Annotated in this window: 26 protein-coding genes and 1 riboswitch; of the genes, 13 read left to right on the top strand and 13 right to left on the bottom strand. The window is 44.9% G+C overall.

The features are described 5' to 3' along the window. Nucleotides 1-336 precede the first annotated feature (336 nt). Nucleotides 337-1,056 carry an osmolarity response regulator transcription factor OmpR gene (gene ompR / locus OCV20_RS15930; RefSeq protein ID WP_008218409.1) on the top strand — a complete coding sequence of 240 codons (720 nt, stop codon included), beginning with the start codon at nucleotides 337-339 and terminating at the stop codon, nucleotides 1,054-1,056. Nucleotides 1,057-1,221: 165 nt separating this feature from the next. Further along, nucleotides 1,222-2,517: a two-component system sensor histidine kinase EnvZ gene (gene envZ, locus OCV20_RS15925; protein WP_086774473.1), complete on the top strand. Its 1,296-nt coding sequence runs from the start codon at nucleotides 1,222-1,224 to the stop codon at nucleotides 2,515-2,517. A gap of 257 nt (nucleotides 2,518-2,774) precedes the next feature. On the opposite strand, the gene recG is transcribed toward envZ, so the two are convergent. Continuing rightward, nucleotides 2,775-4,853, bottom strand: coding sequence for an ATP-dependent DNA helicase RecG (gene recG / locus OCV20_RS15920; protein WP_086774474.1), 2,079 nt, complete (start codon nucleotides 4,851-4,853; stop codon nucleotides 2,775-2,777). Nucleotides 4,854-5,210: 357 nt separating this feature from the next. On the opposite strand from recG, the gene OCV20_RS15915 reads away from it, so the two are divergent. Then, nucleotides 5,211-6,382 (top strand): IS3 family transposase gene (locus OCV20_RS15915; RefSeq protein ID WP_108721736.1). Its coding sequence is split into 2 segments (ribosomal slippage): nucleotides 5,211-5,493 and nucleotides 5,493-6,382, totalling 1,173 coding nucleotides; the frame shifts between segments, so codons are not numbered across the junction. Between the two features lie 101 nt (nucleotides 6,383-6,483). Here the strand turns inward: OCV20_RS15915 and spoT are convergent. The 3 genes from spoT to gmk all read right to left on the bottom strand — a co-directional run bounded on the left by spoT (nucleotide 6,484) and on the right by gmk (nucleotide 9,662). Further along, nucleotides 6,484-8,610: a bifunctional GTP diphosphokinase/guanosine-3',5'-bis pyrophosphate 3'-pyrophosphohydrolase gene (gene spoT, locus OCV20_RS15910; protein ID WP_048612458.1), complete on the bottom strand. Its 2,127-nt coding sequence runs from the start codon at nucleotides 8,608-8,610 to the stop codon at nucleotides 6,484-6,486. A gap of 39 nt (nucleotides 8,611-8,649) precedes the next feature. Continuing rightward, entirely contained in the window at nucleotides 8,650-8,922 is a 273-nt protein-coding gene (gene rpoZ / locus OCV20_RS15905; RefSeq protein WP_009848003.1) for a DNA-directed RNA polymerase subunit omega, read from the bottom strand. A 116-nt stretch (nucleotides 8,923-9,038) separates the two neighbouring features. Then, nucleotides 9,039-9,662, bottom strand: coding sequence for a guanylate kinase (gene gmk / locus OCV20_RS15900; RefSeq protein ID WP_017062466.1), 624 nt, complete (start codon nucleotides 9,660-9,662; stop codon nucleotides 9,039-9,041). 324 nt (nucleotides 9,663-9,986) lie between these two features. Further along, nucleotides 9,987-10,086: riboswitch (purine riboswitch) on the top strand. Nucleotides 10,087-10,144: 58 nt separating this feature from the next. Between gmk and OCV20_RS15895 the strand changes: the two genes are divergently transcribed. From OCV20_RS15895 to cspE, 3 genes are all read left to right on the top strand, one after another. Beyond that, nucleotides 10,145-11,515: an NCS2 family permease gene (locus tag OCV20_RS15895; RefSeq protein WP_017062465.1), complete on the top strand. Its 1,371-nt coding sequence runs from the start codon at nucleotides 10,145-10,147 to the stop codon at nucleotides 11,513-11,515. A 221-nt stretch (nucleotides 11,516-11,736) separates the two neighbouring features. Beyond that, nucleotides 11,737-12,162: a phosphate-starvation-inducible protein PsiE gene (locus OCV20_RS15890; protein ID WP_017079068.1), complete on the top strand. Its 426-nt coding sequence runs from the start codon at nucleotides 11,737-11,739 to the stop codon at nucleotides 12,160-12,162. Nucleotides 12,163-12,473: 311 nt separating this feature from the next. Continuing rightward, entirely contained in the window at nucleotides 12,474-12,686 is a 213-nt protein-coding gene (gene cspE, locus OCV20_RS15885; protein ID WP_017071067.1) for a transcription antiterminator/RNA stability regulator CspE, read from the top strand. Between the two features lie 332 nt (nucleotides 12,687-13,018). On the opposite strand, the gene OCV20_RS15880 is transcribed toward cspE, so the two are convergent. Further along, a complete protein-coding gene (locus OCV20_RS15880; RefSeq protein ID WP_086774381.1) occupies nucleotides 13,019-13,885 on the bottom strand; it encodes a YicC/YloC family endoribonuclease in 867 nt (288 codons plus the stop codon). Between the two features lie 248 nt (nucleotides 13,886-14,133). Here OCV20_RS15880 and rph point away from each other — a divergent pair, with 248 nt between their 5' ends. Next, entirely contained in the window at nucleotides 14,134-14,850 is a 717-nt protein-coding gene (gene rph, locus OCV20_RS15875) for a ribonuclease PH (RefSeq protein WP_019826449.1), read from the top strand. Between the two features lie 106 nt (nucleotides 14,851-14,956). Beyond that, entirely contained in the window at nucleotides 14,957-15,598 is a 642-nt protein-coding gene (gene pyrE / locus OCV20_RS15870) for an orotate phosphoribosyltransferase (protein WP_017059267.1), read from the top strand. Between the two features lie 75 nt (nucleotides 15,599-15,673). Here the strand turns inward: pyrE and OCV20_RS15865 are convergent, their stop codons facing one another. The 3 genes from OCV20_RS15865 to coaBC all read right to left on the bottom strand — a co-directional run bounded on the left by OCV20_RS15865 (nucleotide 15,674) and on the right by coaBC (nucleotide 18,665). Next, a complete protein-coding gene (locus OCV20_RS15865) occupies nucleotides 15,674-16,654 on the bottom strand; it encodes a Kdo(2)-lipid IV(A) acyltransferase (RefSeq protein WP_086774380.1) in 981 nt (326 codons plus the stop codon). 39 nt (nucleotides 16,655-16,693) lie between these two features. Then, nucleotides 16,694-17,284: a nucleoid occlusion factor SlmA gene (gene slmA, locus OCV20_RS15860; protein ID WP_004741428.1), complete on the bottom strand. Its 591-nt coding sequence runs from the start codon at nucleotides 17,282-17,284 to the stop codon at nucleotides 16,694-16,696. Nucleotides 17,285-17,423: 139 nt separating this feature from the next. Continuing rightward, nucleotides 17,424-18,665, bottom strand: coding sequence for a bifunctional phosphopantothenoylcysteine decarboxylase/phosphopantothenate--cysteine ligase CoaBC (gene coaBC, locus OCV20_RS15855; protein WP_086774379.1), 1,242 nt, complete (start codon nucleotides 18,663-18,665; stop codon nucleotides 17,424-17,426). A gap of 224 nt (nucleotides 18,666-18,889) precedes the next feature. Between coaBC and radC the strand changes: the two genes are divergently transcribed. From radC to mutM, 5 genes are all read left to right on the top strand, one after another. Further along, nucleotides 18,890-19,564 (top strand): RadC family protein, encoded by a 675-nt coding sequence (radC, locus tag OCV20_RS15850; protein WP_086774378.1) that lies wholly within the window; start codon nucleotides 18,890-18,892, stop codon nucleotides 19,562-19,564. A 291-nt stretch (nucleotides 19,565-19,855) separates the two neighbouring features. After that, a complete protein-coding gene (rpmB, locus tag OCV20_RS15845) occupies nucleotides 19,856-20,092 on the top strand; it encodes a 50S ribosomal protein L28 (RefSeq protein ID WP_004728407.1) in 237 nt (78 codons plus the stop codon). A gap of 13 nt (nucleotides 20,093-20,105) precedes the next feature. Further along, complete coding sequence (gene rpmG, locus OCV20_RS15840; protein ID WP_002535344.1) at nucleotides 20,106-20,273, top strand: 50S ribosomal protein L33; 168 nt, start codon at nucleotides 20,106-20,108, stop codon at nucleotides 20,271-20,273. 204 nt (nucleotides 20,274-20,477) lie between these two features. Then, nucleotides 20,478-21,002, top strand: a complete 525-nt coding sequence (locus OCV20_RS15835) for a hypothetical protein (protein WP_048612501.1) — start codon at nucleotides 20,478-20,480, stop codon at nucleotides 21,000-21,002. A 2-nt stretch (nucleotides 21,003-21,004) separates the two neighbouring features. Next, nucleotides 21,005-21,814 carry a bifunctional DNA-formamidopyrimidine glycosylase/DNA-(apurinic or apyrimidinic site) lyase gene (mutM, locus tag OCV20_RS15830; RefSeq protein ID WP_086774377.1) on the top strand — a complete coding sequence of 270 codons (810 nt, stop codon included), beginning with the start codon at nucleotides 21,005-21,007 and terminating at the stop codon, nucleotides 21,812-21,814. A 25-nt stretch (nucleotides 21,815-21,839) separates the two neighbouring features. Here the strand turns inward: mutM and OCV20_RS15825 are convergent, their stop codons facing one another. From OCV20_RS15825 to OCV20_RS15805, 5 genes are read right to left on the bottom strand one after another with little or no spacing between them, the layout of a single operon-like run. Next, nucleotides 21,840-22,778, bottom strand: coding sequence for a glycosyl transferase family 90 (locus tag OCV20_RS15825; protein ID WP_086774376.1), 939 nt, complete (start codon nucleotides 22,776-22,778; stop codon nucleotides 21,840-21,842). Beyond that, complete coding sequence (coaD, locus tag OCV20_RS15820) at nucleotides 22,775-23,254, bottom strand: pantetheine-phosphate adenylyltransferase (RefSeq protein WP_050648512.1); 480 nt, start codon at nucleotides 23,252-23,254, stop codon at nucleotides 22,775-22,777. Before coaD ends, OCV20_RS15825 begins: the two co-directional genes overlap by 4 nt. Next, nucleotides 23,251-24,282, bottom strand: a complete 1,032-nt coding sequence (locus tag OCV20_RS15815) for a glycosyltransferase family 4 protein (RefSeq protein ID WP_086774375.1) — start codon at nucleotides 24,280-24,282, stop codon at nucleotides 23,251-23,253. Before OCV20_RS15815 ends, coaD begins: the two co-directional genes overlap by 4 nt. A 1-nt stretch (nucleotide 24,283) precedes the next feature. After that, nucleotides 24,284-25,066 (bottom strand): glycosyltransferase family 2 protein, encoded by a 783-nt coding sequence (locus OCV20_RS15810; RefSeq protein ID WP_086774374.1) that lies wholly within the window; start codon nucleotides 25,064-25,066, stop codon nucleotides 24,284-24,286. 8 nt (nucleotides 25,067-25,074) lie between these two features. Beyond that, on the bottom strand, nucleotides 25,075-26,124 hold the full coding sequence (locus tag OCV20_RS15805) for a glycosyltransferase family 9 protein (protein WP_086774383.1): 1,050 nt from the start codon (nucleotides 26,122-26,124) through the stop codon (nucleotides 25,075-25,077). Nucleotides 26,125-26,127: the final 3 nt, after the last annotated feature.

Raw genomic sequence — 26,127 nt, 5'->3', positions numbered from 1 at the left:
GTCTTATACTAGGGCGTGTTGATCTTTCTAGCTGATTTTTGCAGCGAGTTGCAGGGTATTTATACAAGGCAGAGACTTTGATGTGTAGCTAGCCTACATGAGAAGCCGATAACGCAGTAGAAATGACCAGCAAACGCTGCCCGGAGGGTTCGGCTAAAAGCGTTTTACTCTTTGTTGAGGGAGATTTGCTTAGAATGACTAGGCGACTTCCCCCTCGCCGCGATTAAAACGCTTTTATCTCGAACAAAATTTAACCACGAAAGGTCAACACGCCCTAATACAATTTACCAAGAATGCTTAACCTTAGGTTTAAGCTTTAATAGGTGGAACCATTACATGCAAGAAAACTACAAAATTTTAGTGGTCGATGACGATGCTCGTTTACGTGCACTGTTAGAGCGCTATCTGTCAGAGCAGGGCTTTCAAGTGCGTAGCGTGGCAAACAGTGAGCAGATGGACCGCCTGTTAACCCGTGAAAATTTTCACTTGATGGTATTGGATTTAATGTTGCCGGGCGAAGATGGTCTATCGATCTGTCGTCGTCTACGAAACGCAAACAACTCGCTACCAATCCTGATGCTTACTGCAAAGGGTGATGAAGTGGATCGCATTGTGGGCTTGGAAGTGGGTGCTGATGACTACCTGCCGAAACCATTTAACCCACGTGAATTGCTCGCTCGAATTAAAGCGGTACTGCGTCGCCAAGTCATTGAAGCGCCGGGCGCACCAAGCACAGAAGAGTCTGTGGTTGAATTTGGTGAATTCCGTTTGAACCTAGGTACTCGCGAAATGTTCCGCGGTGAAGAGCCAATGCCGCTTACTTCGGGTGAATTTGCGGTACTTAAGTCATTGGTAACGAATGCTCGTGAGCCAATGTCTCGCGATAAGCTGATGAACATGGCTCGTGGCCGTGAGTATTCAGCAATGGAACGTTCAATCGATGTTCAGATTTCACGTCTGCGTCGTCTAGTTGAAGAAGATCCAAGTAAACCTCGCTACATCCAAACGGTGTGGGGCTTGGGTTATGTATTCGTTCCAGATGGCAAAGCGGTGTAATCCAGTTTTATAAGCTCGAAAGCAGCTTTATCGATTCTGTGAATCAGAATTCTTTATTTACGGGTCATCTCATTAATATGTGATGGCCCGTTTTGTATTCAGCACAATGGTTTAGGGTTATAGTCATATAACACTTTCTTTATCTTTCTACATCTTGGGTACCCCATGCGCATACGTAGCTCCTTTACTCAGTCGATAGTGCTTTTCTTAACGCTATTGGTCGCTAGCCAAATTTTTTCTTATTACGCGGTGTTTAACTATGCGTTGATGCCGAGTTTGCAGCAGTTTAATAAGATTCTGGCTCACGAGTTAAACCTGGTATTGGACCAAGGCAGTGATATCGAGATTGATGCGCCATTGCGTCAGCGTGTGCTTGAACAGCTCGGGGTAACCGTTCACGCTAAAGACAGCGAAGCGGCGGGTGAGTATTACCATGCGGTCGCAATCGACTTGATGAGTGAGGAGATGACCAAAGAGCTGGGTTCTGAAACTGAAGTACGGCTGATCTTGGGTAATGAAAGCTATGTGTTGTGGATGGACATTGCGCAGCTGCCTAACTCTTTGATTCGTATCCCTCTGTCAGAGCTGCAAGAAGAAGACTTTGCCCCGCTATTCCGTAACAGCCTAATCATGGCGTTGTTGATTGTTGCGGGTGGTTGGTTGTTTATTCGCTTGCAAAACCGGCCGTTGATAGCGCTAGAGAAAGCCGCGCAAGGTGTCGGGCGAGGTGATATTCCACCGCCATTGCCAGTTCAAGGCGCACAAGAGATTCGCTCGGTAACTCGAGCCTTTAACCAGATGTCGAAAGGCATCCAAGAGCTAGAAGAAGACCGCGCTTTGTTGATGGCGGGTATCAGCCATGATTTGCGTACTCCGTTAACGCGTATTCGCTTAGCGACTGAGATGATGTCACCAGAGGATGCCTACTTAGCTGAGGGGATCATCAGTGATACCGAAGAGTGTAACGAGATCATCAGTCAGTTCATGGATTACTTAAAGCCGGTCGACCGAGATTCATTCCAAGCGGTGTTCGTCGATGATATTGCTCGTGAGGTATCGAGCTCTGAGGGTGGCTACGAGATTCAGATTGAAACCGATATTCCAGAATCAATGAAGCCAGCGCTAGGTAACCCAATTGCGATGAAGCGTGCTGTGAGTAACTTAGTGGTGAATGCACTGCGTTACGGCAATGGTTGGGTCAAGGTATCAACTGGCATGACGGCGGATAACAAACTGGCTTGGGTGACAGTAGAAGATAACGGGCCGGGTATCCCGCAAGATCAGATCGGTAAGCTATTTGAACCTTTCACACGTGGTGACACGGCTCGTGGCAGCGAAGGAACGGGCTTGGGCTTGGCAATTGTGAAACGTATTGTCAGCCAACATCAAGGTGCTGTTGTGGTCAATAACCGCAGTGAGGGTGGTTTGAAGGCGCAGATCAGTTTCCCGGTTAAGCCCTAGTTATAATCGGTCCGTTTGAGGACGATAAGTTCGGTTCGGGGAACGGTTAAGAGATCCCCGACTCGGTCATTCTTCCCTCTCGGGGATGACGAATTGTTAACCATGGACCTTGATGACGGAAGTTTATTTTGATCGTCATTCCCTATCGTGAGGAACGAACGAGTAGGGAATCTCGCTCTTGATTGATGCAAGTAACGCGCATGAAAAAGGCTTCCTTGAGAAAGCCTTTTTACGTTTAAATGCGGCCTTAGCGTTAACTAAGCCTTAGAATAAACATCGCGCTCACCCAACCAGCGGTTGATGATCGCCTTGGCGTTGTCTGGGTAGCTATCGTGAATATGGCGTGCAATACGCTGCACTTCTGGGATTAAACGTTGGTCTCGTACCAAGTCAGCAATCTTGAAATCCGCTAAACCCGTCTGTTTAGTACCAAGCAGTTCCCCAGGGCCGCGAATCTCTAAGTCACGCTGTGCAATCACAAAGCCATCGTTACTTTCACGCAGTACACCTAAGCGCTTCTGAGCGGTTTTAGACAGCGGTGAGTGATACAGCAATACACAATGACTTGCGACCGAACCACGGCCAACACGGCCTCGTAATTGGTGCAGTTGCGCTAGGCCGAGACGTTCTGGGTTCTCGATGATCATTAAACTCGAATTCGGAACATCCACACCCACTTCAATCACGGTAGTCGCAACCAACAGATGAAGCTTGTTCTCTTTGAACTCTCGCATCACTGCTTGTTTCTCGGCAGGTTTCATTCGGCCGTGCACCAAGCCAATTTTCACATCTGGCAGCTTTCGTTGCAGCTCTTCTGCAGTGTCAGCCGCGGCTTGAGCTTCTAATACTTCGGACTCATCAATCAGTGTACACACCCAATACGCTTGTTTGCCCTCATTGAGACACGCATTACGCACCCGTTCGACAATATCATCACGTTTAGTATCAGGGATCGCTACGGTTTGAATCGGTGTTCGTCCTGGAGGTAGCTCATCGATGATTGAAGTTTCGAGATCAGCATAGGCGGTCATGGCGAGCGTTCGCGGAATCGGCGTTGCGGTCATCACCAACTGATGTGGGTAATAGCCTTGTTTGGCGCCTTTCTCACGCAGCTCTAATCGCTGGTGGACACCAAATCGGTGCTGCTCATCAATGATGACTAAACCAAGGTTTTTGAACTCGACATGCTCTTGGAATAGGGCATGAGTACCGACCACCATTTGCGCTTCGCCACTGGCAATACGCGCCAGTTCGGTTTCACGAGCTTTACCTTTGAGTTTTCCAGCCAGCCAACCGACTGGAATGCCCATTGCTTCAAACCAGTTAGCAAAGTTGATTGCGTGCTGCTCGGCTAATAGTTCAGTTGGCGCCATCAGTGCCACTTGCTGACCATGTTCCAGTGCGCGAACAGCCGCCAGTGCAGCGACTAAGGTTTTACCTGAGCCTACATCCCCTTGCACTAAACGCATCATAGGGTGCGGCTTCTCAAGGTCAGCTTCGATCTCTTTAGTCACTCGTGCTTGAGCATTAGTTGGAGAAAACGGCAGCTGAGCCAACAGCTTATCTTTTAGAGCATTCACTGAAGGGAAAGGCATTGCCTTGTCTTGCTGTCCTTTACTACGAACAGACAGCATCGACAGGTTTTGAGCTAGCAGTTCTTCCATAATCAGGCGTAGCTGCGCAGGGTGTTTACCTTCATCAAACAGCTCTAGGTCAATGCCCGGAGGTGGTCTGTGAATGGTATGCAGTGCTTGTGCTAAGGTAATTTGGTGGTCGTATAAACCTGATGGGAGAAGCTCGTTAACCGCCGCTTTGTCTATCAGATCGAGCGCTTGGTCAGTGAGGTTGCGCAGTGTGACTTGTCTTAGCCCTTCGGTGGTTGGGTACACCGGAGTTAGGTTCGCTTCCACATCTGGTTGCTGCCTTGGTGCAAAGAACTTGTAGTCAGGGTGAACGATCTCCAGTCCCATATTACCGCGCTTGATCTCACCGTAGGCATGCACTTGCTTGCCTTCGGCAAAGTTATTCTTCATTCCTGCAGTAAAGTTGAAAAAGCGCAGCGTGATAGTGCCGTTACCATCGCTGATCTTTACTGCGAGCATCTTACGTTTACCGAAAATGGTATCGACGTGCATCACCTTGCCTTTCACTGCAGCCCATAAGCCCGCGTGCAGTTTTACGATCGGATAGATGCGAGTTCTATCTTCGTAGCGTAAAGGGAGGTGAAACAGTAAGTCTTGTACGTTGTTAAGCCCAACCTTCTCCAGTTTCTCTGCGACTTTTGCGCCGACTCCAGATAAAGAGTTGAGAGGGATAGCAGATAAAAGCTGTGACATAACAAGGCTCATAAACGTAAGAGAGATAATCTATTCAAGCATTTTACTGGATTTTTGTACAGGATAAAGGGAAAGAGCAGATTAGAAGCAGATGCGAGATGCGGGTAAACGAGATTCGAAGGGATGAAGAGTAGATGCGGGATGCGGGTAAACGAGATGGGAAGGGATGAAGAGCAGATTCGGGGTGCGAGTTAATGGGATTCGAAGGGATGAAGAGCAGATGCGGGATGCGGATAATCGAGATACGAAAAGAATAGGGTGGTATAAAAAATTAAAGCAGACTCGAAATACGAAGAGTTGAGGTGGTGATGATGTGACCCCATAAAAGTAGACACTTAATACAGAGCATTGAGTGTCATGAAAGTAAAATCACAAAGACAATATACAGACGAATTTAAACGAGAAGCTGTTCAGCGATCTCTCGATTCTTCTGATACCGTTAAGTCAGTAGCACTATCCTTAGGAATATCGCCGGTGCTACTTTCTAAATGGAGATGCCAAATGACATCGAAAAAGACTAACTCCCTCCCAATACCTAACCACGGCCCCGAAAAATCCTTTGCACAACTGGAGAAAGAGATCCGTCAATTGAAAAAGAAGCTTGAGATGGCAGAGCTGGAGAATGATTTCTTAAAGGAAGCGAAGGCTTTCTTCGACAGCCAAAAAGAATAAGGTTCGAGTATATCCTTAAGAAGGCCAGTGTGAAGCTTCCTGTCATACGACTATGCCAATGGTTGGGTGTTTCTAAAGCGGGTTATTACAAGTGGCTAACAAGGAAACCATCGAAGCGAGAGACAGACAATGAGTCTTTAAGTCACTACTTGAGGAGAGAAAGCAAAGCTCAGTATTGTATTCCAGGCTATCGAAAGCTTTGGGAAGCAGCGGTCGCTAACGGCTTTATTTGTAATAAAAAGCGAGTACAGAGGCTTCTGCAGAATATGGGCTATCGCTCTTGCGCGAGCAAGAAGCGATATGGACGAGCACCAAGACAAAATACGCTTATACCTGCCTATAACATTCTTGCCCGTCAATTTAAGGTGGATAAACCCGATCGAGTTTGGGTGTCAGATATAACTCAGGTGCGCTGTACTGATGGTTGGCAATACCTGTGCGTCGTCTTAGATTTGTTTTCACGCAAAGTGATTGGTTGGTCGACAAGTCGCATTAATAACGCAAAGTTAGTGCTAAGAAGCCTGAATAAGGCTTGGAAACAAAGGCAGCCCTTAGGTCACGAGCTTTTGTTTCACTCCGATCAAGGTATACAGTATCGAGCGTTGGAGACGATCCGTTGGCACCGTAAACGAAAGATTAAAGTCAGCATGTCGAGAAAAGGAAACTGTTGGGACAACGCTTGTTCCGAAAGCTTCTTTGCGCAATATAAGAAAGAGTGGATGAACAACTTAGATCAGCTTTCACGACAAGAAATGACGATGCAGAGTCGAATTTATATCGATACCTATTATAATCCAGTAAGAAGACATGGGACTCTAGGTGGAGTGAGTCCCATGGACTTTGAACTAATCAACTAAACCCCTGTGTCTACTTTTTAGGGGCCATATCATGAAAAGCTTTTGCTCTTCGCATCTCGAGACTCGTATCTCTCATCTGCTTTATCTATCTGCTTTCAGATCTAGTTCTTACGACGTCTTACTTTGAGCGCGTGTGGCATCACACGTAGCTTCTTCATAATGCTCGCAAGGTGAACACGATCTTTGGTGGTCAGCAAGATTGTCACTGTGTACAGGCGGCCATCACGTTCTTCGGTTGAAATACCGTGAATGTTAGAACCTGTTTTCGAGATAACGTTAGTTAGCTCAGCCAGTGCACCTTGGTGGTTCTGCAGATCAACCTGAAGCTCAGCTGTGAACTCTTGGTCGTAATCGTCAGACCATTCAACCGCCATGTATTTGTCTGGTTCTTTCTGGTAACCACGAACGTTTGGACACGTTTCACGGTGAACCACAAGGCCACGACCTGGAGATACATGGGCAATGATGTGATCATCTGGAATTGGGTGACAACAGTTAGCGAACGTCAGTAGTAGACCTTCAGCACCACGGATCGGAAGTTTCTTCCTCGGTGTGTCACTGTTGTTTTCTACTTCAGTCAGTTCGTCAGCATCACCAAGCAGGCGACGAGCAATTACGATACTCATCAGCTCGCCGAGACCAATCGACGCCAGTAAGTCTTCAACGCTTTCTAGACGTAAGTCAGACAATACATGTTCTAGATTCTCTTGGCCGATATCGGCAATCGAGTGTTCGCCAAGTGCATGATTCAGTAGACGGCGACCTAGTGTAATCGACTCTTCACGACGCATGGTTTTCAGAACCTGACGGATCTTAGTACGTGCGCGTGAGGTCACCACGTAGTTGAGCCATGCTGCATTAGGACGTGCGCCCGGAGCACTGATGATCTCAATCGTTTGACCGTTCTTCAGCGATTTGCTGAGTGGGTAAGGGTTCATGTCTACACGAGCACCTACACACATGTTGCCGACGTCGGTATGCACCGCGTAAGCAAAATCGACCGCTGTTGCGCCTGCAGGAAGTTCGACAATGCGACCTTTCGGCGTGAACACGAAGATCTCATCTGGGAACAGATCAGACTTAACGTTTTCAATGAATTCGAATGAGTTACCCGCGCTTTGTTGCAGCTCAAGTAAGCTCTGCATCCAACGTTGTGCTTTAACCTGTGCGGTTGTGCCATTACTGCTGCGTGAGCCGTTGCCTTTGTAAGACCAGTGCGCCGCGACACCTTTGTCTGCCATTTGATCCATATCTTCAGTACGGATCTGAACCTCAACTGGCACCCCGTGAGGCCCGATCATTGACGTGTGCAGAGATTGGTAGCCGTTGGCTTTTGGTACCGCAATGTAATCTTTCATGCGGCCAGGACGAGGTTTGTACAGGCTGTGAGCCTGACCAAGTACGCGATAACAAGTATCTGGGGTATCAACCACCACGCGGAAAGCGTAGATGTCCATAATGGTGTGGAAGCGCTGCTCTTTGGTTTTCATTTTGTTGTAGATGGAGAACAGGTTCTTTTCACGACCAAGTACGCGAGCAGGCAAACCGACCTCTTCAAGGCGGCCTTCAATTTCGCTATGGATACGTTGGATCATTTCTTTACGGTTACCACGTGCAGCTTTCACTACGTTTTTAAGTACGCGATAACGGTTAGGATAGAGGGCTTCAAAGCCCAACTCTTCTAGTTCGGTCTTGATGTTATGAATACCAAGACGGTGAGCTAGTGGAGAATAAATCTCTAGGGTTTCACGAGCAATACGACGCTTTTTGTCAGGACGAAGTGCCCCAAGCGTGCGCATGTTGTGAGTACGGTCAGCTAATTTGATCAAGATAACGCGGATGTCTTGCACCATGGCGAGAACCATCTTGCGGAAGTTCTCTGCTTGCGCTTCTTTGCGATCACGAAATTTAAGCTTATCCAGCTTAGATACACCATCAACCAATTCAGCAACGGTATTGCCAAATTTTTCCTCTAGATCTTCTTTAGTGACATCACAGTCTTCGATGACATCATGAAGCAGAGCAGCTTGCAGGGTTTCGATATCCAGACGCATTTCTGCCAGGATTCTTGAAACAGCTACAGGGTGGATAATGTATGGTTCACCGCTTGAGCGGGTTTGCCCTTCATGGGCGTCTCTCGCTACCACATAAGATTGACGCAGAGCCTCAATTTGAGGCTCTGTTAGGTATTCTTGGGCAACGTCTTTGAGGCTATCGAATAGATACAAATTAAAGGCCCGGAAGGTTAATTAGTTCGAATGACGTTCTTAACGAGTGTGAGCGATGCTGCTTACTGCTGCAAGTTCAGCCGCTTCTTGCTCTTGTTGCTCTTGACGTTCACGAGCATCTAGCACGTCTTTAGTGATAAGACCTTCTTCGATTTCGCGAAGAGCGATAACCGTTGGCTTATCGTTTTCTTCAGGCACTAGTGAATCTTTGCCGCCAGTTTGCATTTGACGTGCGCGGCGAGCCGCAATAAGAACTAGGTCGAAACGGTTGCCAACTTTTTCAACAGCGTCTTGAACAGTTACGCGTGCCATGAGGACTCCAAATAGTAATTAACTAATAAATTTTTGATGACGAGAAAGTATACAAGTTTAACTAGAGACTTTCTAGATCACCGTATACTTATCTCAGTGGAAAATCTAGTTCTAGATTATTCCGCCAGTAGTGCTGTAAGCATGCCGCTGTATTTCGCTGCTTGCTTATCTTCTTTTAAGCGCTCCGCACGAATGATAGCTCTGAAGTCCATTAGGGCTGCATCAAAGTCATCATTCACGATCACATAATCATATTCTGCATAGTGAGAAATCTCTGATTTTGCTTCGCTCATGCGTTTCGCAATAACTTCGTCGCTGTCTTGACCGCGAACATTCAAACGACGCTCTAGTTCACCATTTGATGGTGGAAGAATGAAGACACTCTTCGCTTGAGGCATTTGTTCACGGATCTGACGAGCACCTTGCCAGTCGATATCTAGGAATACATCGATACCGCGGTTTAGGTTTTCTTCAATCCAAACGCGTGAAGTACCGTAGTAGTTGCCGAACACTTCAGCGTACTCTAGGAATTCACCTTTAGTAATAAGGTCTTCAAAATGATGCTTCTCTACGAAGTGGTAGTGAACACCATTTTCTTCACCAGGGCGCATACCGCGAGTGGTGTGTGAAACAGATACCTTCATTGCGTAGGTTGGATTGGTTTCTAGCATTGCTGAGATCAAGCTCGACTTACCTGCGCCACTAGGTGCAGATACGATGTAAAGAGTACCTTTGCCCATCTGTATATTTCCACTGTTGGTTGGATTGAGTGAAGGCAATAAACCTACACTATAAAAGATAGCACTGACTCTAATTGTTGTTCCGTTGGTTACGTCTATTAAGAGATAACGAGTAAAACTAATAGAAGCAACTGGTGAAAATTAGGCCAGAAAAATGGAGGCGAAGAGTAGCATATTTAGATGATTGAGAACAACTGCCTTGATCGTTATTTATTAGCAAATGATCTTCTCAAGGATCTTTGTATAAATGTAATGACTCATCATCGGTACTTTTTTATGTGATCTGGACAAAATTTGTTGAAGTTTTAATCTCAATCCTTACAATCCGCGCAAACGATTAAATGCTGTATATGTTTGATGAAATGGATCAAATGTTTCTACTACCGAGCCTACCTTGGTGACTACAGTTTTTAGTGTAGAGACCTCTCTATTCTCACAGCATTTGAATCACCAAATTCTTAATTTATTGCATAGGTTTTGTTGTGAGTACCGATTCCACCCTGAAAGCCCAGAACACCTCTGGCTCGCTTGATTCGATGTTTAAAATCACTGAAAGAAAAACCACGATTGGCACTGAGCTGTACGCGGGTTTCATTACTTTCTTGGCGATGAGTTACATTCTGGCGGTTAACCCAGCAATTTTGGGTGATATTCCAGGCATGGACAAAGGTGCCGTGTTTACTGCAACAGCTCTGTCTGCGGCTATCGCAACCCTAATCATGGGCATTTGGGGCAACTACCCAGTGATGCTTGCGCCGGGCATGAGCATGAACGGCTTCTTCAAAGGCTTACTATTAAGTGGTTCAGTCGCAGTACTTTGGAATGAGGCGCTGTTCGGCATCTTCCTGTCAGGTATCCTGTACCTCGCGTTCTCGTTAACTAATATTCGTAAATCGATGATTGAATCGATTCCTGAAGATTTGAAGTTGGCGATTACCGTGTCTCTCGGACTGTTCATTGCTTTCTTAGGTCTTAAGAATGCGGGCATCATCGTTTCTAACCCATTCGTATTGGTTGGCTTAGGCGACATTTCCGATCCAAAAGTGATCATCGCTTACGTGAGCATCTTCATCGCGCTGGGTTGTATGGTTCGTGACATCAAGCTAGCAACGTTCATCTCGTTCGTTTCTGCTATCGTGTTGACGATTCTTGCTGACGTCTTCATGGGCACTTCAAATGCACCAATTCCAGAACAGTTCATTGCTATGCCGCCAAGCATGGCTGGTAGCTTCGGCGCTATCTTTGATTTCTCTGCTTTCACGCCAGAGAAAATGTTCGACCTACTGTTCATCGTACTTATCTTCCTGATTGTCGATTTCTTTGATGGCTTGAGCACGATTGTTGGCGTTGGCCGTGATGCGGGTATCATCGATAAAGACGGTAAGGTGCCAAACGCGAAATCGGCTCTAGTAGCAGATGCGGGCGGTACGGTGATTGGTTCAATTCTTGGTACCACATCGATCACTGCTTTCTCTGAGTCTGGCATTGCGTCTTCTCAAGGTGCAAAAACGGGCTTAGCGGCGGTGATGGTTGCTGGTCTGTTCCTAATCTCGCTATTCCTATACCCAATCTTCTCTATCTTCTCGGCTGCAATGGTTGCACCGGCGATGGTAGTGGTTGGCATCTACATGGTAGGTCGTCTTGGTCAGATCAACTGGGAAAAGAAAGAGTCACGCATTGCAGCCTTCTTTACCATCATGTTCACAGTGCTAAGCTTCTCTCCAGCGAACGGTATGGCGATGGGCTTCATCAGCTACGCATTCACAATGGTTGTGGCAGGTAAGCGCAAAGAAGTACACCCGCTTATCTACGGACTGTGTGTGGTGTTCTTAACTTACCTGATTCTACTTTAAGGCTAATTAGCCACTAAGAAGTCGCTAAGTAAAAGACAAACAGATGGCTCTGCAGTGAATGTGGGGCCATTTTTGTATCTGTTGCTTTTTACTGTTGCCTCTTAATGTTGGCTACCGATGAATTGATGGCGTTATCCTAAAGTCGATGCTTTGACAGTACGCGACTTATATTTATGCATGCTATTGTAGAGACTGGATTAATTATTTCTTGAAGAGTGACTATGCCTTCTAACTTACCTAAATCTTTTAGTAAGCCGTTTTTAAAAGTGTTCCACATTATGGAAGCGGTATTACTGGTGGCGATCACGCTCGCGACCTTGTTTGCTATGGTCGAAGAGTTCATGCATGTCTTCGCTGAACGCCGAGTGCAATTGACCGACATTCTGCTGATGTTTATCTATTTAGAAGTGTTGGCGATGGTTCAGCAGTTTGTTATGAACGGTAAGATCCCTGTGCGATACCCAATCTATATCGCGATGATGGCGATTGCTCGTTACATCACTTTGGGCATGAAAGAACTCGATGCGGTATTGATCGTTTGGTTATCTTTAGCAGCATTTATCTTGGCCGCGGCGACATTGTTGATTCGTGTTGGACATCATTATTGGCCATATGTAGACCTTAGAACCAAGCAGCCAGATGAGTAACACTTTGAAGGTTAAAGTTTTATAAATGAAGCCCAACCATATCGTTGGGCTTTTAATTTAAGTCAGTTGAACAAAAAAACATCAAATTGTCCAAATAACGCTTTACAAGCAGGCTCAGATCACCAAGAATGGCGTCGCTCTGTTCTCAGGGTTATTAAATGAAACATCCAGTTGTAAAGTAAAACCCTTAGTATTGCTTCATTGTTATTCTCAGTGTTTCCCTTAGCTTCATAGATACATTAAATAATTCAAGCTTTCAGCGCATCGCACTTTTGGCGATTAATTTTTTATTTTTATATAAGGGACACATCATGTCTAACAAAGTAAACGGCGTAGTAAAATGGTTTAACGAAGAGAAAGGCTTCGGTTTCCTAACTCAAGACAACGGCGGCGCTGACGTATTCGTACACTTCCGTGCAATCGCTTCTGAAGGTTTCAAGACTCTTAAAGAAGGCCAACAAGTGTCTTTCGAAGTAGAGCAAGGCCAAAAAGGTCTTCAAGCTGCAAACGTTGTAGCTCTATAAGATTTTAAGTCGGCGCAGGTTGCATTAGCAACTTGCGTCACTTTCTCTATCAAATCTGTTTTCCCCTCAGTTTTACCGTAACACTCTTCTCCACTAGCAATACCTCCTCAGAAATATTCAAAACCCTGTTTTACGTCCGTCATCTCGTTCTATCTATCGCTGTATCTATCTTTTGTTTTAAGTAAACTTCCTGCGTAACTACCAGTTTGCTGACTAGCCTTGATTGTCATTACTGTATCCATAAAAAAAGCCCCTAAAACTAGGAGCTTATCATTAAGTTAATCAACACTGATTAAGCTGATTACTCTTTATCGTGTACAGCTTACAGACTGTTATTCAATGTTCTGGATCTGCTCACGCATCTGTTCGATAAGAACCTTAAGCTCTACGCCTGATGCCGTGATGTCTGTGCTGATAGACTTAGACGCTAGCGTGTTTGACTCACGGTTGAACTCTTGCATCATGAAGTCTAGCTTACGGCCACAAGCGCCACCTTTCTTCAGTACTGCATTCGCTTCTTTCACGTGAGAGTCTAGACGGTCTAGCTCTTCTGCTACGTCTGACTTCTGCGCCAGTAGGATAAGCTCTTGCTCAACACGAGAACCTTCAAGTTCGATTTTCGCATCTTCAAATTTGGTAAGAAGACGCTCGCGTTGCCACTCTAGGATTTCAGGCATACGCGCACGAACTTTCACAACTTCTTCAGTGATAGCATCTAAGCGCTGTACGATTAGCGCCTTCATGTTCTCACCTTCACGAGCACGAGCATCAATGAACTCTGCGATAGCATCGTTGAATGCGTCTAGCAGGTCTTTGTTGATAGCATCCATGTCTTGCTCTGGTGTTTCCATCACACCAGGCCAGTTCATGACTTGGAATGGGTTCAAACGGCTCTCTTCACCTGTCATCGTCATTACTTGGTTTGCCGCATTGATTACTTGCTTAGCCAAACCTTCGTTAATGCTTAGTTCGCCCTTTGCAGCAGGGTTTGCTTCAAAGCGTAGGTTACATTCAACCTTACCGCGTGCAAGACGTTTACGAAAACGCTCACGCAAGATTGGCTCTAAACCACGGAACTGTTCAGGCATACGGAAGTAAGTTTCTAGGTAGCGTTGGTTTACACTACGGATTTCCCATACTGCCGTGCCCCAATCGCCTTTTACTTCTTTGCGTGCGTACGCGGTCATACTATAAATCATCGAATTTTCCTGTCTTTTATCATTCTGAAAATAACGCGCACGCATAGTATCACGATATGGTGTGCTCTCGAAGCCTGTCGCTTTTCACTATAAATAGCCTTTCGTGATAAATAGCTTTGAACGGTAAATAGATTTGCACGATAAACTGCTATATAATCTTGCCCCAATCAAAACTGTCTCACCCCTTTCTTAGGTGATGCACTCTTTCGATAGTAAATCACTTCAGACTGTTAATAAGGTAGATACCAATGCGTCCAAATGACCGCGCTGTAGATCAAATTCGTCCAATTAAAATTACTCGTAACTACACAGCTTATGCTGAAGGTTCTGTATTAGTTGAGTTCGGCAACACTAAAGTTCTATGTAATGCGACGGTAGAAGAAAACGTACCGCGTTGGTTAAAAGGCCAAGGAAAGGGTTGGGTAACCGCTGAATATGGCATGCTGCCACGTGCAACGCACACTCGTAACCGTCGTGAAGCGGCGAGCGGCAAGCAAGGTGGTCGTACGATGGAAATCCAACGTCTGATCGCTCGTAGCCTACGTGCTGTTGTTGACCTGAAAGTAATGGGTGAAATCATGATCACTGTCGATTGTGATGTTATCCAAGCAGACGGCGGTACTCGTACTGCGTCTATCTCAGGTGCAAGCGTTGCAATGGCTGATGCTATCAACAGCCTACTAGCAAGCGGCAAACTGAAAAAGAACCCAATGAAAGGCCACGTAGCGGCAGTTTCAGTGGGCATCGTTGGTGCACAAGCACTGTGTGACCTTGAGTACGTTGAAGACTCAGCAGCCGACACCGATATGAACGTTGTAATGACGGAAGACGGTAAGATGATTGAGATTCAAGGCACCGCAGAAGGCGAACCGTTCAGCCACGAAGAGCTGATGCAGCTTTTAGCCCTGGCGAATAAGGGTATTGCTGATATTGTTGAAGCGCAGAAGTCGGCGTTAGCAGAATAGTTTTTAGATAGCTCCTTTTTTAAGGGGCTATTTTTTTGTCTGTAAAACTCGAAAGAGTAGTGCAGAGCGTAAGTTAAGTTTTATTGAATAAACGTAGAGGAAAAACATGAAAGCATATCAACGTGAATTTATTGAATTTGCACTCGAGAAAGAAGTACTTAAGTTTGGTGAGTTTACTTTAAAGTCTGGCCGTAAGAGCCCTTACTTCTTCAATGCTGGATTGTTTAATACAGGTCGTGACCTAGCACGCTTAGGTCGCTTTTACGCAGCAGCATTGGCTGATTCTGGCATTGAGTTCGATGTACTATTTGGCCCTGCATACAAGGGTATCCCAATTGCAACGACGACAGCGGTTGCACTGGCGGATCACCACGATGTAGACACGCCTTACTGCTTCAACCGCAAAGAAGCAAAAAACCACGGTGAAGGTGGCAACCTTGTCGGTAGCGCACTGGAAGGTCGCATCATGCTAGTCGATGACGTGATCACTGCAGGTACTGCGATTCGTGAGTCGATGGAAATCATCCAAGCTAACGGCGCTGACTTAGCGGGCGTGCTTGTTGCGATTGACCGCCAAGAGAAGGGCAAAGGCGAACTGTCTGCGATTCAAGAAGTTGAGCGTGACTTCGGTTGTGCGATTATCTCAATCGTTAGCCTGACTGACTTGGTGACTTTCCTTGAAGAGAAAGGCACCGACGCAGCACATCTAGAATCTGTAAAAGCCTACCGCGCTCAATACGGCATCTAATAGAATTTGTTATAGCTATAGAATGCACAAGGGGCTGATGAATCATCAGCCCCTTTTCTTTTGGTTCAGTATTAATTATTTATAACGAATGCCGCGTTCTGCTTCTGGGTCTTCCATGGTCTTAAAGCGCTTGTGCAGCCACATCCACTGTTCTGGTGCTCTTAAGATAATCTTCTCTAGGTAGCTGTTCATGTAGGCAGCGGCCGCTTTCTCATCTTTTTGCGGATAGTTATCTTCGATCGATTCATCGGCCATGATCTCATACTTGCCATCGGCATTTCTAAAACCAGACCCCGGAACAAGTGCACATCGGCTTGTGTAAGCCAGAATACTGGTGCCTGTTGTGGTACATGCATCCTCTACTGCGAAGAAAGGCACAAACACAGACTTGTTACGACCGTAATCATGATCCGGCAGGTAGAAAAGGATCTCACCCTGACGCAGGATTCGAATCATACGCTTCACGTCTTTACGGTGAATCAGGCGATTGCCGTTCTGAGTACGACCTCGGTATTGAATGAACTCGTAAGCCGGATTGTTGTGCGGGCGATAAACACCTAAACCTGAAATTCCGAGAACAGCCATTGCTCGCGCAGTGATCTCTAGATTTAAGGCATGCACACAGCATAGAAGAACACCTTTGCCGTTGGCTTTGTGTGTACGCAGTGCTTGGGTGTCTTTATCTACTAGGATTCGCTTGAAACGCCACGTTGGCCAGAACCAAGTAATGCCCGTTTCGATGAGTGCCATACCGGTGTTCTTAAAGTTCTCACTGACCATTGCCGCGACTTCATCTGCGGGCTTATCTGGGAAGGCAAGCTCTAGGTTACGTGTTGCTACCGCTACGCGCTTTTTGCCATAGCGAGCCCCAAGAGAACCCAATGAACGACCTAGCATTAATAATATACGGTAAGGGAGAACATTAACGATAAGCGCCAATAGTCCAAAGCCGAACCACACTCCCCAGTATTTAGGGTGGAGTAACGCCAGAGTAAAGGGTGGCTTAGTAATAACGTGTTGTGCAGTGCTGTTTGTCGGAGAAGTTTTCGTCGTCATAACCATCACTTAAGATTTGATTGCTACTTAATTTAATTGCTACTTAATCTGAGCGCTTAGCAGAGCCCAATAAGCATCAAAGTTTTCTGTCGGTTGATATTTGAAGTCTGAGCGAACAAATCGATTCAAGCTGCCTTCAACTTGACCGAGCAGTTGAGCGGCTAAGATTTTTTCATCAACCGGGAATGATTTCCCTTCACGAAGCTTTCTTTCACGCAGGATCTGGCGAAGTTGCGTCTCAATGCGTTCGAAAAGTTGGTTGATGCGATCACGCAGGCGTTCATTTTCAAACATTAGAGCATGACCAGATAAAATTCGAGTCAGGCCTGGGTTACGTTCTGAGAAAACTAAGATAAGTTGTAGTACTAGGCGTATGCGCTCTAGCGTGTCTTTCTCTTCATCCAGAATACGGTTGATTCGAGACATCAACGCTTCTTCAATGAACTCGATCAGGCCTTCAAACATGCGGGCTTTGCTTGGGAAGTGGCGGTATAACGCAGCTTCAGAAACACCAACTTGCTTGGCCAACTTTACCGTTGTGATACGAGAAGCACCTTCGGTCGATTCCAACATTTGTGCGAGAGCTTGTAGGATTTCTTCACGACGGTTTGATTTTCGAGTACCAGCCATCTATTTACTTCCTTTCCTAAAGATGAGGATTGAGTGAAGAAGGATTATAAACACCATTCAATTCTGTTTCCTAGTTTTGTGAGCCCTAGGTCAACAGAATCGAGAGGTGTCAGCAGATTGTCAGAGCAAATTTGTGCGTTTATGCATCAATAAGCTGTTGGATCTGAGCGAGGATCTGGAAACCAAGTGTGTCTTTGCTTTCCAGTGGCAGAGATTTATCGCCGCCTTTCCAATAAAGGTGCAGCTCATTGCTACTGCTATTAAAGCCTTGCCCTTCGATTGAGACATCATTAGCACAAATCATATCGAGGTTCTTTCTTTCCAGTTTGCCGCGCGCGTACTTCTCAACATCTTGAGTTTCTGCAGCGAAGCCAATAGTAAATGGGCGACCTTCGGACATTGAGGCGACAGAAGCGACAATATCTGGGTTCTTAACCATTTGAATGGTCATGTCGTCTTTACCATCGACCTTTTTAAGCTTTTGGTCTGCGATGGTCTCAGGGCGATAATCGGCAACCGCGGCGCAGCTGATGAAGATATCATGTTGAGAAGCGTTTGCTGCAACCGCATCAAACATCTGTTGAGCGCTGTCGACATCGATACGATTAACCTTATTTGGTGTCGCGAGTGATACAGGGCCGCTGACTAGAGTCACCGTTGCGCCTTGTTTAGCGGCTGCTTCAGCCAGTGCATAGCCCATCTTGCCCGAGCTGTGGTTAGTAATGTAACGCACAGGGTCAATCGCTTCACGAGTCGGGCCTGCAGTAATCAACACAGAACGGCCAGTAAGCGGCTTAGGTTGGAAGAAGTCTTCACAGCGATGCACGAGCTGCATTGGCTCTAACATACGCCCCATACCGACATCACCACACGCTTGCTCGCCAGCCGCCGGTCCCCAAATTTCACAACCACGACGTTTTAGAGTCGCGATGTTCTCTTGAGTCGCAGGGTGGCTGTACATTTGTTGGTTCATTGCTGGAGATACCGCGACTGGCGCATCGGTTGCTAAAACCAAAGTGGTCAGCAGGTCGTTACCCATGCCAGCTGTCATACGAGCAATCAGATCAGCGGTTGCTGGTGCTAACAGCACGAGGTCAGCCCACTTTGCGAGCTCAATGTGCCCCATGGAAGCCTCTGCAGCAGGATCAAGCAAACTATCAGACACTGGCCTTCCAGAAACGGCTTGCATGGTGAGAGGAGTGATGAACTCCTTGGCTGCATTTGTCATCACGACTTGTACTTGCGCCCCACGCTCAATTAAGCGTCGAGTCAGTTCGGCACATTTATACGCAGCGATACCACCACTAATGCCAAGTAGGATTTTTTTCCCAGCTAGGCCTTGTAGGTCAGCGTTATCCAGTTGATTAACCAATGTTTGCATGATTCTGTTCCTTAATTTCTCTGGGACTTACGATATCAGAACAAAGGATTAGTGCCTAGAAGCAGAATTAGAACAGATTTGACGCTCATCAAGTTGGTGTTATCAAACTTATCAATTACACGGTTTTGCTAGTGACTCGTTTCCTTTTATCTTTATCTAAGGATCTCCGATTACGATCTCATTAAGGTGGTGGGTCGTATTTGTGACAAGTGATTAGCTTTTATATGCCAATAGATAAAATGCCTGCCGAATCGATGCCGAGAGAAAAGTTATTGAGTCGAGGGCCTGATTCCTTGAGTGATGCGGAACTGCTCGCGATATTTCTGCGAACAGGGACACAAGGAATGAACGTGTTGGAGCTCGCTGACAAGTTGATCAAAGATTTTGGCTCGCTCCGTCATCTTTTTTCAGCAACGCAGGAAGAGTTCTGCGCTCATAAAGGCACGGGGCAGGCCAAGTATGTTCAATTACAGGCTGTGCTAGAGATGACGCAGCGTTATCTAGCAGAGACTTTATCCCGTGGAGATGCACTCACTAGCCCTAGTCATACTAAGCTTTATCTTTCGAGCATGTTGCGTGATCGTCAGCGAGAAGCCTTCTATATATTGTTCCTCGATAACCAAAATAGGGTAATAAAGGACGAGGTGATGTTTGAAGGAACCATCGATGCCGCATCGGTTTACCCGCGGGAAGTGGTTAAACGGGCACTTCATCATAATGCGGCGGCATTAATCTTAGCTCATAACCATCCTTCAGGTGTTGCTGAGCCCAGCCAAGCGGATAGGCGGATTACACGCCGATTAACCGACGCATTAGCGCTGGTGGACATCCGAGTTCTCGACCATTTTGTCGTTGGAGATGGCGAAGTTGTCTCTTTTGCAGAGCGTGGATGGATTTGAATCACATTTTAGGTTGTTAGTTGCGTTAAATCTGCTATTATTCCGCCCACATTTTTAGACCTAAAATCAGCTCTGATTACTCAAGCAAGCTGCGCTGCACAAAAAAAGATCACGAAATCCGTAAAAAGGATCTGTTCGGGTCTTGAGCAATGCGTGTCAAGTTAGTATAATGCGCGACCTTTGATAGCCTTGTATGGATTTTCCATAACGGTTTTTACCTTCTATTTTAATTGATAGAGAGGTTCGGCCACCAAGGTTGATATCGAGCTGAAACGATTGGAGAAGACATTCATGTCCCGAGTATGCCAAGTAACTGGTAAGCGTCCAGTAACGGGTAACAACCGTTCACACGCACGCAATGCTACTAAGCGCCGTTTTCTGCCGAACCTACAAACTCATCGTTTCTGGGTAGAGAGCGAAAAACGTTTTGTTAAACTACGTCTAACTGCTAAAGGCATGCGTATCATTGATAAGAAAGGCATCGATGCTGTTCTTGTTGATATCCGTGCACGTGGCGAAAACGTTTAAGAGGAATTAAGCAATGGCTAAAGGCATTCGTGAGAAAATTCGTCTAGTATCTTCTGCAGGTACTGGTCACTTCTACACAACTGATAAGAACAAGCGTAACATGCCAGGCAAATTTGAGATCAAAAAGTTTGATCCAGTAGTTCGCCAACACGTTATGTACAAAGAAGCTAAAATCAAGTAATTGATGCTTTTTTTGCTCTTCTTCAGTAGAAGAAAGAATTGAAAAACCCAGTTTAATCGCTGGGTTTTTTTATATCTAAAATTTGAGCAACTCAATTGCTCTTGCTTGATATAGCACCTAATAGATAGAAAACCGCGCAACATAGAAAGTATTGCCACTTTCACGATATACTGAATGTTCAATAGGTTAGATGAGCAGAATCAGATGAGATATCGTGGACGCCGGTGGAACAACATACTCATGTTCAGTGTGATCGCTTTTATTGGCGTGTTAAACCTTCCAACATTGATCAAAGCGTACCTTATCGAACCTGAACCGCAGGTTGATAGCCCTTATCCTTATCTCCTGAATCCAAAAGCAGAGCTTCAAGCGTTGCACTTTGCTAAGTGGTCTGTCATTCAACAAGACAATCAATGGGTTTACCAGTTCAAAGGTACGGACTTCCCTCAAGCCACCAATGCACAAGAATTGTCACAACGTTGGAAAGAGCTTGTTGGCACGGAAGTCGACTCACAAACCTACACAGACCTTACGCCTCGGTTAAATACACCACACACCATCGAAGTATGGTATCAAGACCAAGAAGAGCCCCAACGCATTACTTATTATCAATTGCCTGAGTTCTGGTTGTTAAAAAACTGGAATGATCAGTGGTTGGCGGTATCTATTGAAGAGAGCTACCTGTTTCCAAGCTTTAACGCTAACCACTCCTCTAAATCGGACGACTAACTATGCCTGAATTACCCGAAGTCGAAGTAAGCAGAATGGGGATCTCGCCTCATTTAGTTGGCGAGACCATTAAAACCCTTACATTTCGCACGCCGAAGCTTCGTTGGGATATCCCACAAGAGCTAAAAGCGTTAGAAGGGCAGGTGATTCGCTCTATCTCGCGTCGCGCAAAGTACCTATTGATTGAGACGGATACTGGCACTGCCATTGTTCACCTTGGTATGTCTGGCTCACTGCGCGTATTAGACGCGGATTTCCCAGCAGCAAAACACGATCACGTGGATCTTAAGCTCACCAATGGCAAAGTATTACGCTACAACGACCCTCGTCGCTTTGGCGCTTGGCTATGGTCAGCGCCTGATGAGATTCATTCTGTGTTACTGGGATCTGGTCCTGAGCCGCTCACTGACGACTTCAACGCCGACTATATAGCCGAGAAGGCAGAAAAACGTAAAGTGGCCGTTAAGCAGTTCATCATGGACAACAAAGTGGTGGTGGGTGTCGGAAATATCTACGCCAACGAAGCGCTATTTGCTTCACGTATTAGCCCTTTGCGCCCTGCAAGTAAAGTGACAAAAGAAGAGTGGGCCTTGTTGACCAAAGAGATCAAACAAGTGCTTGCCACCGCCATCAAGCAAGGTGGCACAACGCTGAAAGATTTCGCACAAGCAGATGGCAAGCCGGGGTATTTCGCTCAAGAACTGCAAGTCTATGGAAAAGCAGGCGAAAAGTGCCCTAATTGTGAAGCTCTTATTCAAGAGCTGAAAATAGGGCAGAGGAATACGTTTTTCTGTGAAGAGTGCCAGAACTAAAGTATGAGTTTCAGCTGATACTTACCTAAACTTGTTGCCCTGACTTTTCAAAGTACTTCTGTGCAACAAGCAAAGATATCAGGCGTTCTTGTTTTGTGTCTTTAAATTGTTCGACCCATTGATTTGCATTTTGGATTATAGCTTCTGCCTCATCAGGGTGTTCGAGGTAGTAATTCATCTTCTGTACAAGGTCAGAGAAGTCATCTTTAACCTCAACAAAATGTATACCAGCTTTTAGTTTACCCTCCATAAACCAGGTTTCATATCGAAGTTTAGGTGTAAAGCACAAGGAATTAGAAGACATTATCCACTTTAAGTTAGTAGCGACATCACGGCCTTCCAAACTGATAATAAATTTATATTCCAGCTGTTCCGCTAGTGATAAAGGGGCTTTTTTATACTTACTTAATTTTGGGTCTGCTTTTAAAGGACGAGTCTCACCAATGTCGAACTTGGGGTGGTCTACAAACATTTTCAACAACTTTAGCCGATTAGATCTAAATCCAGCACCACGCCAAACTACCATGTTTTTCTTACTTTTATATGGCTTATCTTTCTCTATAAATACGTAGTGCCGAATTGCGTTGAGCTTGAGGATTATTGAGTTATCATTATCTCCTTCGATCGGACGACTTTTTAAAAAACTAGGTTCATTGGGGACTGTTGTTACATCACCATTAACATAGTTAAACGCATATTTACTGGGGAAAGCTTTAACGACTTTGAGCAGATCATAGTAATAAGTTGTGCCACCTGTCTTAGTGAAGTTTTGTACTAGAGTTGAGTTTGCGTCAGATAACTCAAAGTTGGATTCGAGTTTACAATAGTAGTCAACGCGTTGTTTAATGTAATTTTTATCGTATTTAAATGCAGAATCTAAAGTTTTTTTTGCGTATTGGCGAAAAAAAGCAGCAGGTAAAATAGTAAGTAAACTATTTGATAGGTAATACTTTAGTTTTCTCATGACTTTAGCTTGTGTAAGAGAGCTTGATTAACAGGGGAAGGTACAAATTGAGCAACATTTCCTTTGTGTATTGCAACTTCTCGGACGATTGTTGATGAAAGAAATGCATACTCTTCACTTGGGGTTAAGAAAATACTTTCAAGCTCAGGAAGGAGTTTTCTATACATACTGGTTAAACCAAACTCATACTCAAAGTCCATAGTAGTGCGCAAGCCTCGAATCAGAATATTTGCTTCTTGCTCTCTCGCGAAATCTACTAGTAAACCACTGAAACCCACAACAGAGACATTTGTGAGATGCTTACATGATTCTTGAACTAGATTGACTCTATCATTTAGGCTAAACATGGTTTTCTTTGATGGGCTTGCGGCTACGCCTATAACTAGAGAATCAAACATACCAGATGTGCGCTCGATGATATCAAGGTGTCCATTAGTTAAGGGATCAAAAGTTCCTGGGTAAATTACATGTTTCATTTTTTAACCTTGTTATAAATCTTTTCGTATTTCTGGGCTGCTGAGCCAATATCAAAAGTTTTTATTTTCTCTTGCCCACCTGCTATCAGAGTTGCTTGAAGATTTGCGCATTGTTCAACTTTTATAATAGAATTCGCTAAAGCTATCGGATCATCTGTATCTATAAGTAAACCGCTTGCTCCATTAGTGATTATATCTGGTATCCCTCCAGTATTTGTAGCAATTACTGGGAGCCCAGCTTTAATACCTTCCAAGATGACAGAGCCTAAACCTTCACTATGTGATGGGTGTATTTGTAATTGTGCGGCCGCAAACCAATCCCCCATGTTCGATTGTTTACCTTCAAAGCTGATATTCGTGGCACCATCAGCTATTCTCTCTAAATTATCTCGCTCCTTACCATCACCGAGAAGCGCAAGGTGTATATGATCATGGGTCTGAGATAGCTGTTTCATAGCTTTTATAGACACGTCAAATGCCTTGTGCTTAACCATATTTGCAGCATGGATGATTAGGAACTTATTCTCAAATCGTTGCTTCAAGTTTTCAAGGCTTTGGTCATTTACATTGTAACTGACCGGGGAACTTGCAATTTTATAAATATCTTTGTTAGGGTATTTATCTTTGATCTCATTAACTATTTCTGAACTTAGGCCTACAATCGAAGAAGCTTTTGAGTAAGCTAAATTTGCGAAGAACCTTTTCTTTAGAGGGTTGTCAATTCGGCGTGTAATTATATATGGTATTTTATAAAGCATACTTTGAATTAACGCCCAATAGATAGCTCTTCCTTCATGCACATGAATTAGCTCGCAGCCATCAGTAATCGCTCTAGAATGCTCTTTTAGGTAGTGTGCTGACGGTACTAATTTACAGCGTAGTTGACTAACTGCGGTATAAAAAGGACTAGTGGGGTTAGCAACTACCGTAAGTGAATACCCTAGCTCTATTTGATATTTGATCAAAGTGAGAGTTTGGTTTTCTCCTCCATGATAGCCTGACGCTAAGTTGACGTGACAAATTTGCATTCTACCAGACCTTATTGAAGTCAGTTTTCTCTAAGACTTTTGGATCGCGTTGCATCTCTAGTAATTTGGCATATTTTAAATAACTATTCACCGCGGAGCTCAACGCAACTGTCATCCCATCGCTGCCCCCTAAGAAACCTTTCTGAAAAACAAACTTTCGAATAAAGGCACTTAAACCATGTATAAACGGTGACATCGAATTTGCTCTTTTACCTTTTTGATACATTATCTTTGCTGCTCGTCCGCTAAAGTCTCTCCCCGGCTTAGCGAAAAGTTGTCCAAGGTTTTCGAATGAATAATGAATTAGGTCTGCATCGAGTTGGCAAGGGTTATTTGCTTGAACTGATGCATGTTGTTTAACTGCTGAAAAGCGAGTTTTATTTTTGTTATACAAACGGATGCAAAAGTCTGGATACCAACCACACTGTTTAATCCAACGACTGCCAATGTAGTTACGTCGACGAAAAGCAAATGCGTCATGTTCGGTTTGTTTTAGGTTAAGTGCGTTTATTGAGTCTACACACTCATCGGTGAGCCGTTCATCAGCGTCAATACTAAGTATCCAGTCATTGCTAGCATAGTCTAAGCCTACGTTTTTTTGAATACCATCACCGAGATAAGGTTGCGAGATTACCTTTGCGCCGAGTTGAGACGCTAACTCCACTGTATTATCTGCGCTTTCTGAATCAACAATAATCACTTCATCACATACTCTTTGTAATGAAAGAATGCACTCTTCAACATTTTTTTCTTCATTTAGAGTTATTACTACGCCTGTTATCATTGGTTAACCTATTTTTTATTAAGAATGTTGTCAGCGACACTGTTGAATCTTTCAATTACTTTAGATGATGGAATTCTATTCATTGCATTTTTATCTTTGACGCGAGTTCTCCAGTCGAGATCTTGGCTATTTTTTCCTGTCTCAGAGAAAATGGCTTCTTCATAAACTGATACCACATAGTTGAGGTAACGATATGGCCCTACTCGTGCTGGGTTATGGTGTGCATATAGACCAATCACAGGTGTTTGCATGGCATTAGCCATGTGTGTTGGACCCGTATCGGGAGCTATCACCATATTTACTTTATCAATCAACGCCAACATTTGCATGATAGAGCTCTGTCCAACTAAGTTCAGGCAAGGTTCTGTTAGTTTTCTCTGTATTTCTTCTGCTAGGTCGATTTCAACTTTCGCAGGACTGCCAGCCAGTATAACGTTCCAACCAGCTCCCCTAGCATGGTTAATTACATCAACATACCCTTGAGCATGCCAGTTCTTGTAAGCTTTACTCGCACCGGGAACAATTAATAAATTTTGCTTAGCTACTAGTTGAGCTTCGGCCCAAGTAGCATGTTGCTTATCGTAAAAAAGTGACCAACTTAATGTATGTTTTGCTACACCTACGTGTTGGGCAAATGCCATCATCCCGTCTGCTACATGAAGAGAGGTGGGAGAGTCTACTTTAGTATCAGTAAACAAGGTTTGAAAGTCTTGGCTACGGTCTGTTGTAAATCCAAGTTTATAATTGGCTTTAATTCCCAAGGTGGCGACGCTAGCACGAAAAGCGGATTGCATGTGGAGTAAGGCATCGAAACTTCTACCTTTAAGTTGCTGCCACAATCTAGGATATTCCCTCCACCCGTTTTTCTTGTCAAAAACTATAACATCAACACCATCGATCGCTTCTAATAACTTAGCTTCTAAGTTTCCTGTTATCCAAGTGATTTCTGTATCTGGCCATTGTTTTTGGATTGCCTGCACCGTCGCAATTGTGTTGCAGACATCCCCTATCGCTGATAGTCGCAAGATACATATAGAATGTGGGGGGGATGTGAACAGGGC

This window comes from Vibrio coralliirubri (genome assembly GCF_024347375.1).
In the GTDB taxonomy this organism is placed as follows: domain Bacteria; phylum Pseudomonadota; class Gammaproteobacteria; order Enterobacterales; family Vibrionaceae; genus Vibrio; species Vibrio coralliirubri.
Note: the sequence above shows the minus strand (reverse complement) of the source record. Positions and strands in the feature narration are given on the sequence as shown.

Bases quoted from the DNA above. Each gene is read 5' to 3' on its own strand.
- rph (WP_019826449.1), top strand. From the start codon at position 14,134: ATGCGTCCAAATGACCGCGCTGTAGATCAAATTCGTCCAATTAAAATT.
- coaBC (WP_086774379.1), bottom strand. From the start codon at position 18,665: ATGCAAACATTGGTTAATCAACTGGATAACGCTGACCTACAAGGCCTA.
- cspE (WP_017071067.1), top strand. From the start codon at position 12,474: ATGTCTAACAAAGTAAACGGCGTAGTAAAATGGTTTAACGAAGAGAAA.
- OCV20_RS15810 (WP_086774374.1), bottom strand. From the start codon at position 25,066: ATGATAACAGGCGTAGTAATAACTCTAAATGAAGAAAAAAATGTTGAA.
- envZ (WP_086774473.1), top strand. From the start codon at position 1,222: ATGCGCATACGTAGCTCCTTTACTCAGTCGATAGTGCTTTTCTTAACG.
- mutM (WP_086774377.1), top strand. From the start codon at position 21,005: ATGCCTGAATTACCCGAAGTCGAAGTAAGCAGAATGGGGATCTCGCCT.
- radC (WP_086774378.1), top strand. From the start codon at position 18,890: ATGCCAATAGATAAAATGCCTGCCGAATCGATGCCGAGAGAAAAGTTA.
- OCV20_RS15815 (WP_086774375.1), bottom strand. From the start codon at position 24,282: ATGCAAATTTGTCACGTCAACTTAGCGTCAGGCTATCATGGAGGAGAA.
- rpoZ (WP_009848003.1), bottom strand. From the start codon at position 8,922: ATGGCACGCGTAACTGTTCAAGACGCTGTTGAAAAAGTTGGCAACCGT.
- OCV20_RS15825 (WP_086774376.1), bottom strand. From the start codon at position 22,778: ATGAGAAAACTAAAGTATTACCTATCAAATAGTTTACTTACTATTTTA.
- OCV20_RS15890 (WP_017079068.1), top strand. From the start codon at position 11,737: ATGCCTTCTAACTTACCTAAATCTTTTAGTAAGCCGTTTTTAAAAGTG.
- gmk (WP_017062466.1), bottom strand. From the start codon at position 9,662: ATGGGCAAAGGTACTCTTTACATCGTATCTGCACCTAGTGGCGCAGGT.
- pyrE (WP_017059267.1), top strand. From the start codon at position 14,957: ATGAAAGCATATCAACGTGAATTTATTGAATTTGCACTCGAGAAAGAA.
- rpmG (WP_002535344.1), top strand. From the start codon at position 20,106: ATGGCTAAAGGCATTCGTGAGAAAATTCGTCTAGTATCTTCTGCAGGT.
- coaD (WP_050648512.1), bottom strand. From the start codon at position 23,254: ATGAAACATGTAATTTACCCAGGAACTTTTGATCCCTTAACTAATGGA.
- OCV20_RS15865 (WP_086774380.1), bottom strand. From the start codon at position 16,654: ATGACGACGAAAACTTCTCCGACAAACAGCACTGCACAACACGTTATT.
- ompR (WP_008218409.1), top strand. From the start codon at position 337: ATGCAAGAAAACTACAAAATTTTAGTGGTCGATGACGATGCTCGTTTA.
- recG (WP_086774474.1), bottom strand. From the start codon at position 4,853: ATGTCACAGCTTTTATCTGCTATCCCTCTCAACTCTTTATCTGGAGTC.
- OCV20_RS15880 (WP_086774381.1), bottom strand. From the start codon at position 13,885: ATGATTTATAGTATGACCGCGTACGCACGCAAAGAAGTAAAAGGCGAT.
- OCV20_RS15835 (WP_048612501.1), top strand. From the start codon at position 20,478: ATGAGATATCGTGGACGCCGGTGGAACAACATACTCATGTTCAGTGTG.
- slmA (WP_004741428.1), bottom strand. From the start codon at position 17,284: ATGGCTGGTACTCGAAAATCAAACCGTCGTGAAGAAATCCTACAAGCT.
- rpmB (WP_004728407.1), top strand. From the start codon at position 19,856: ATGTCCCGAGTATGCCAAGTAACTGGTAAGCGTCCAGTAACGGGTAAC.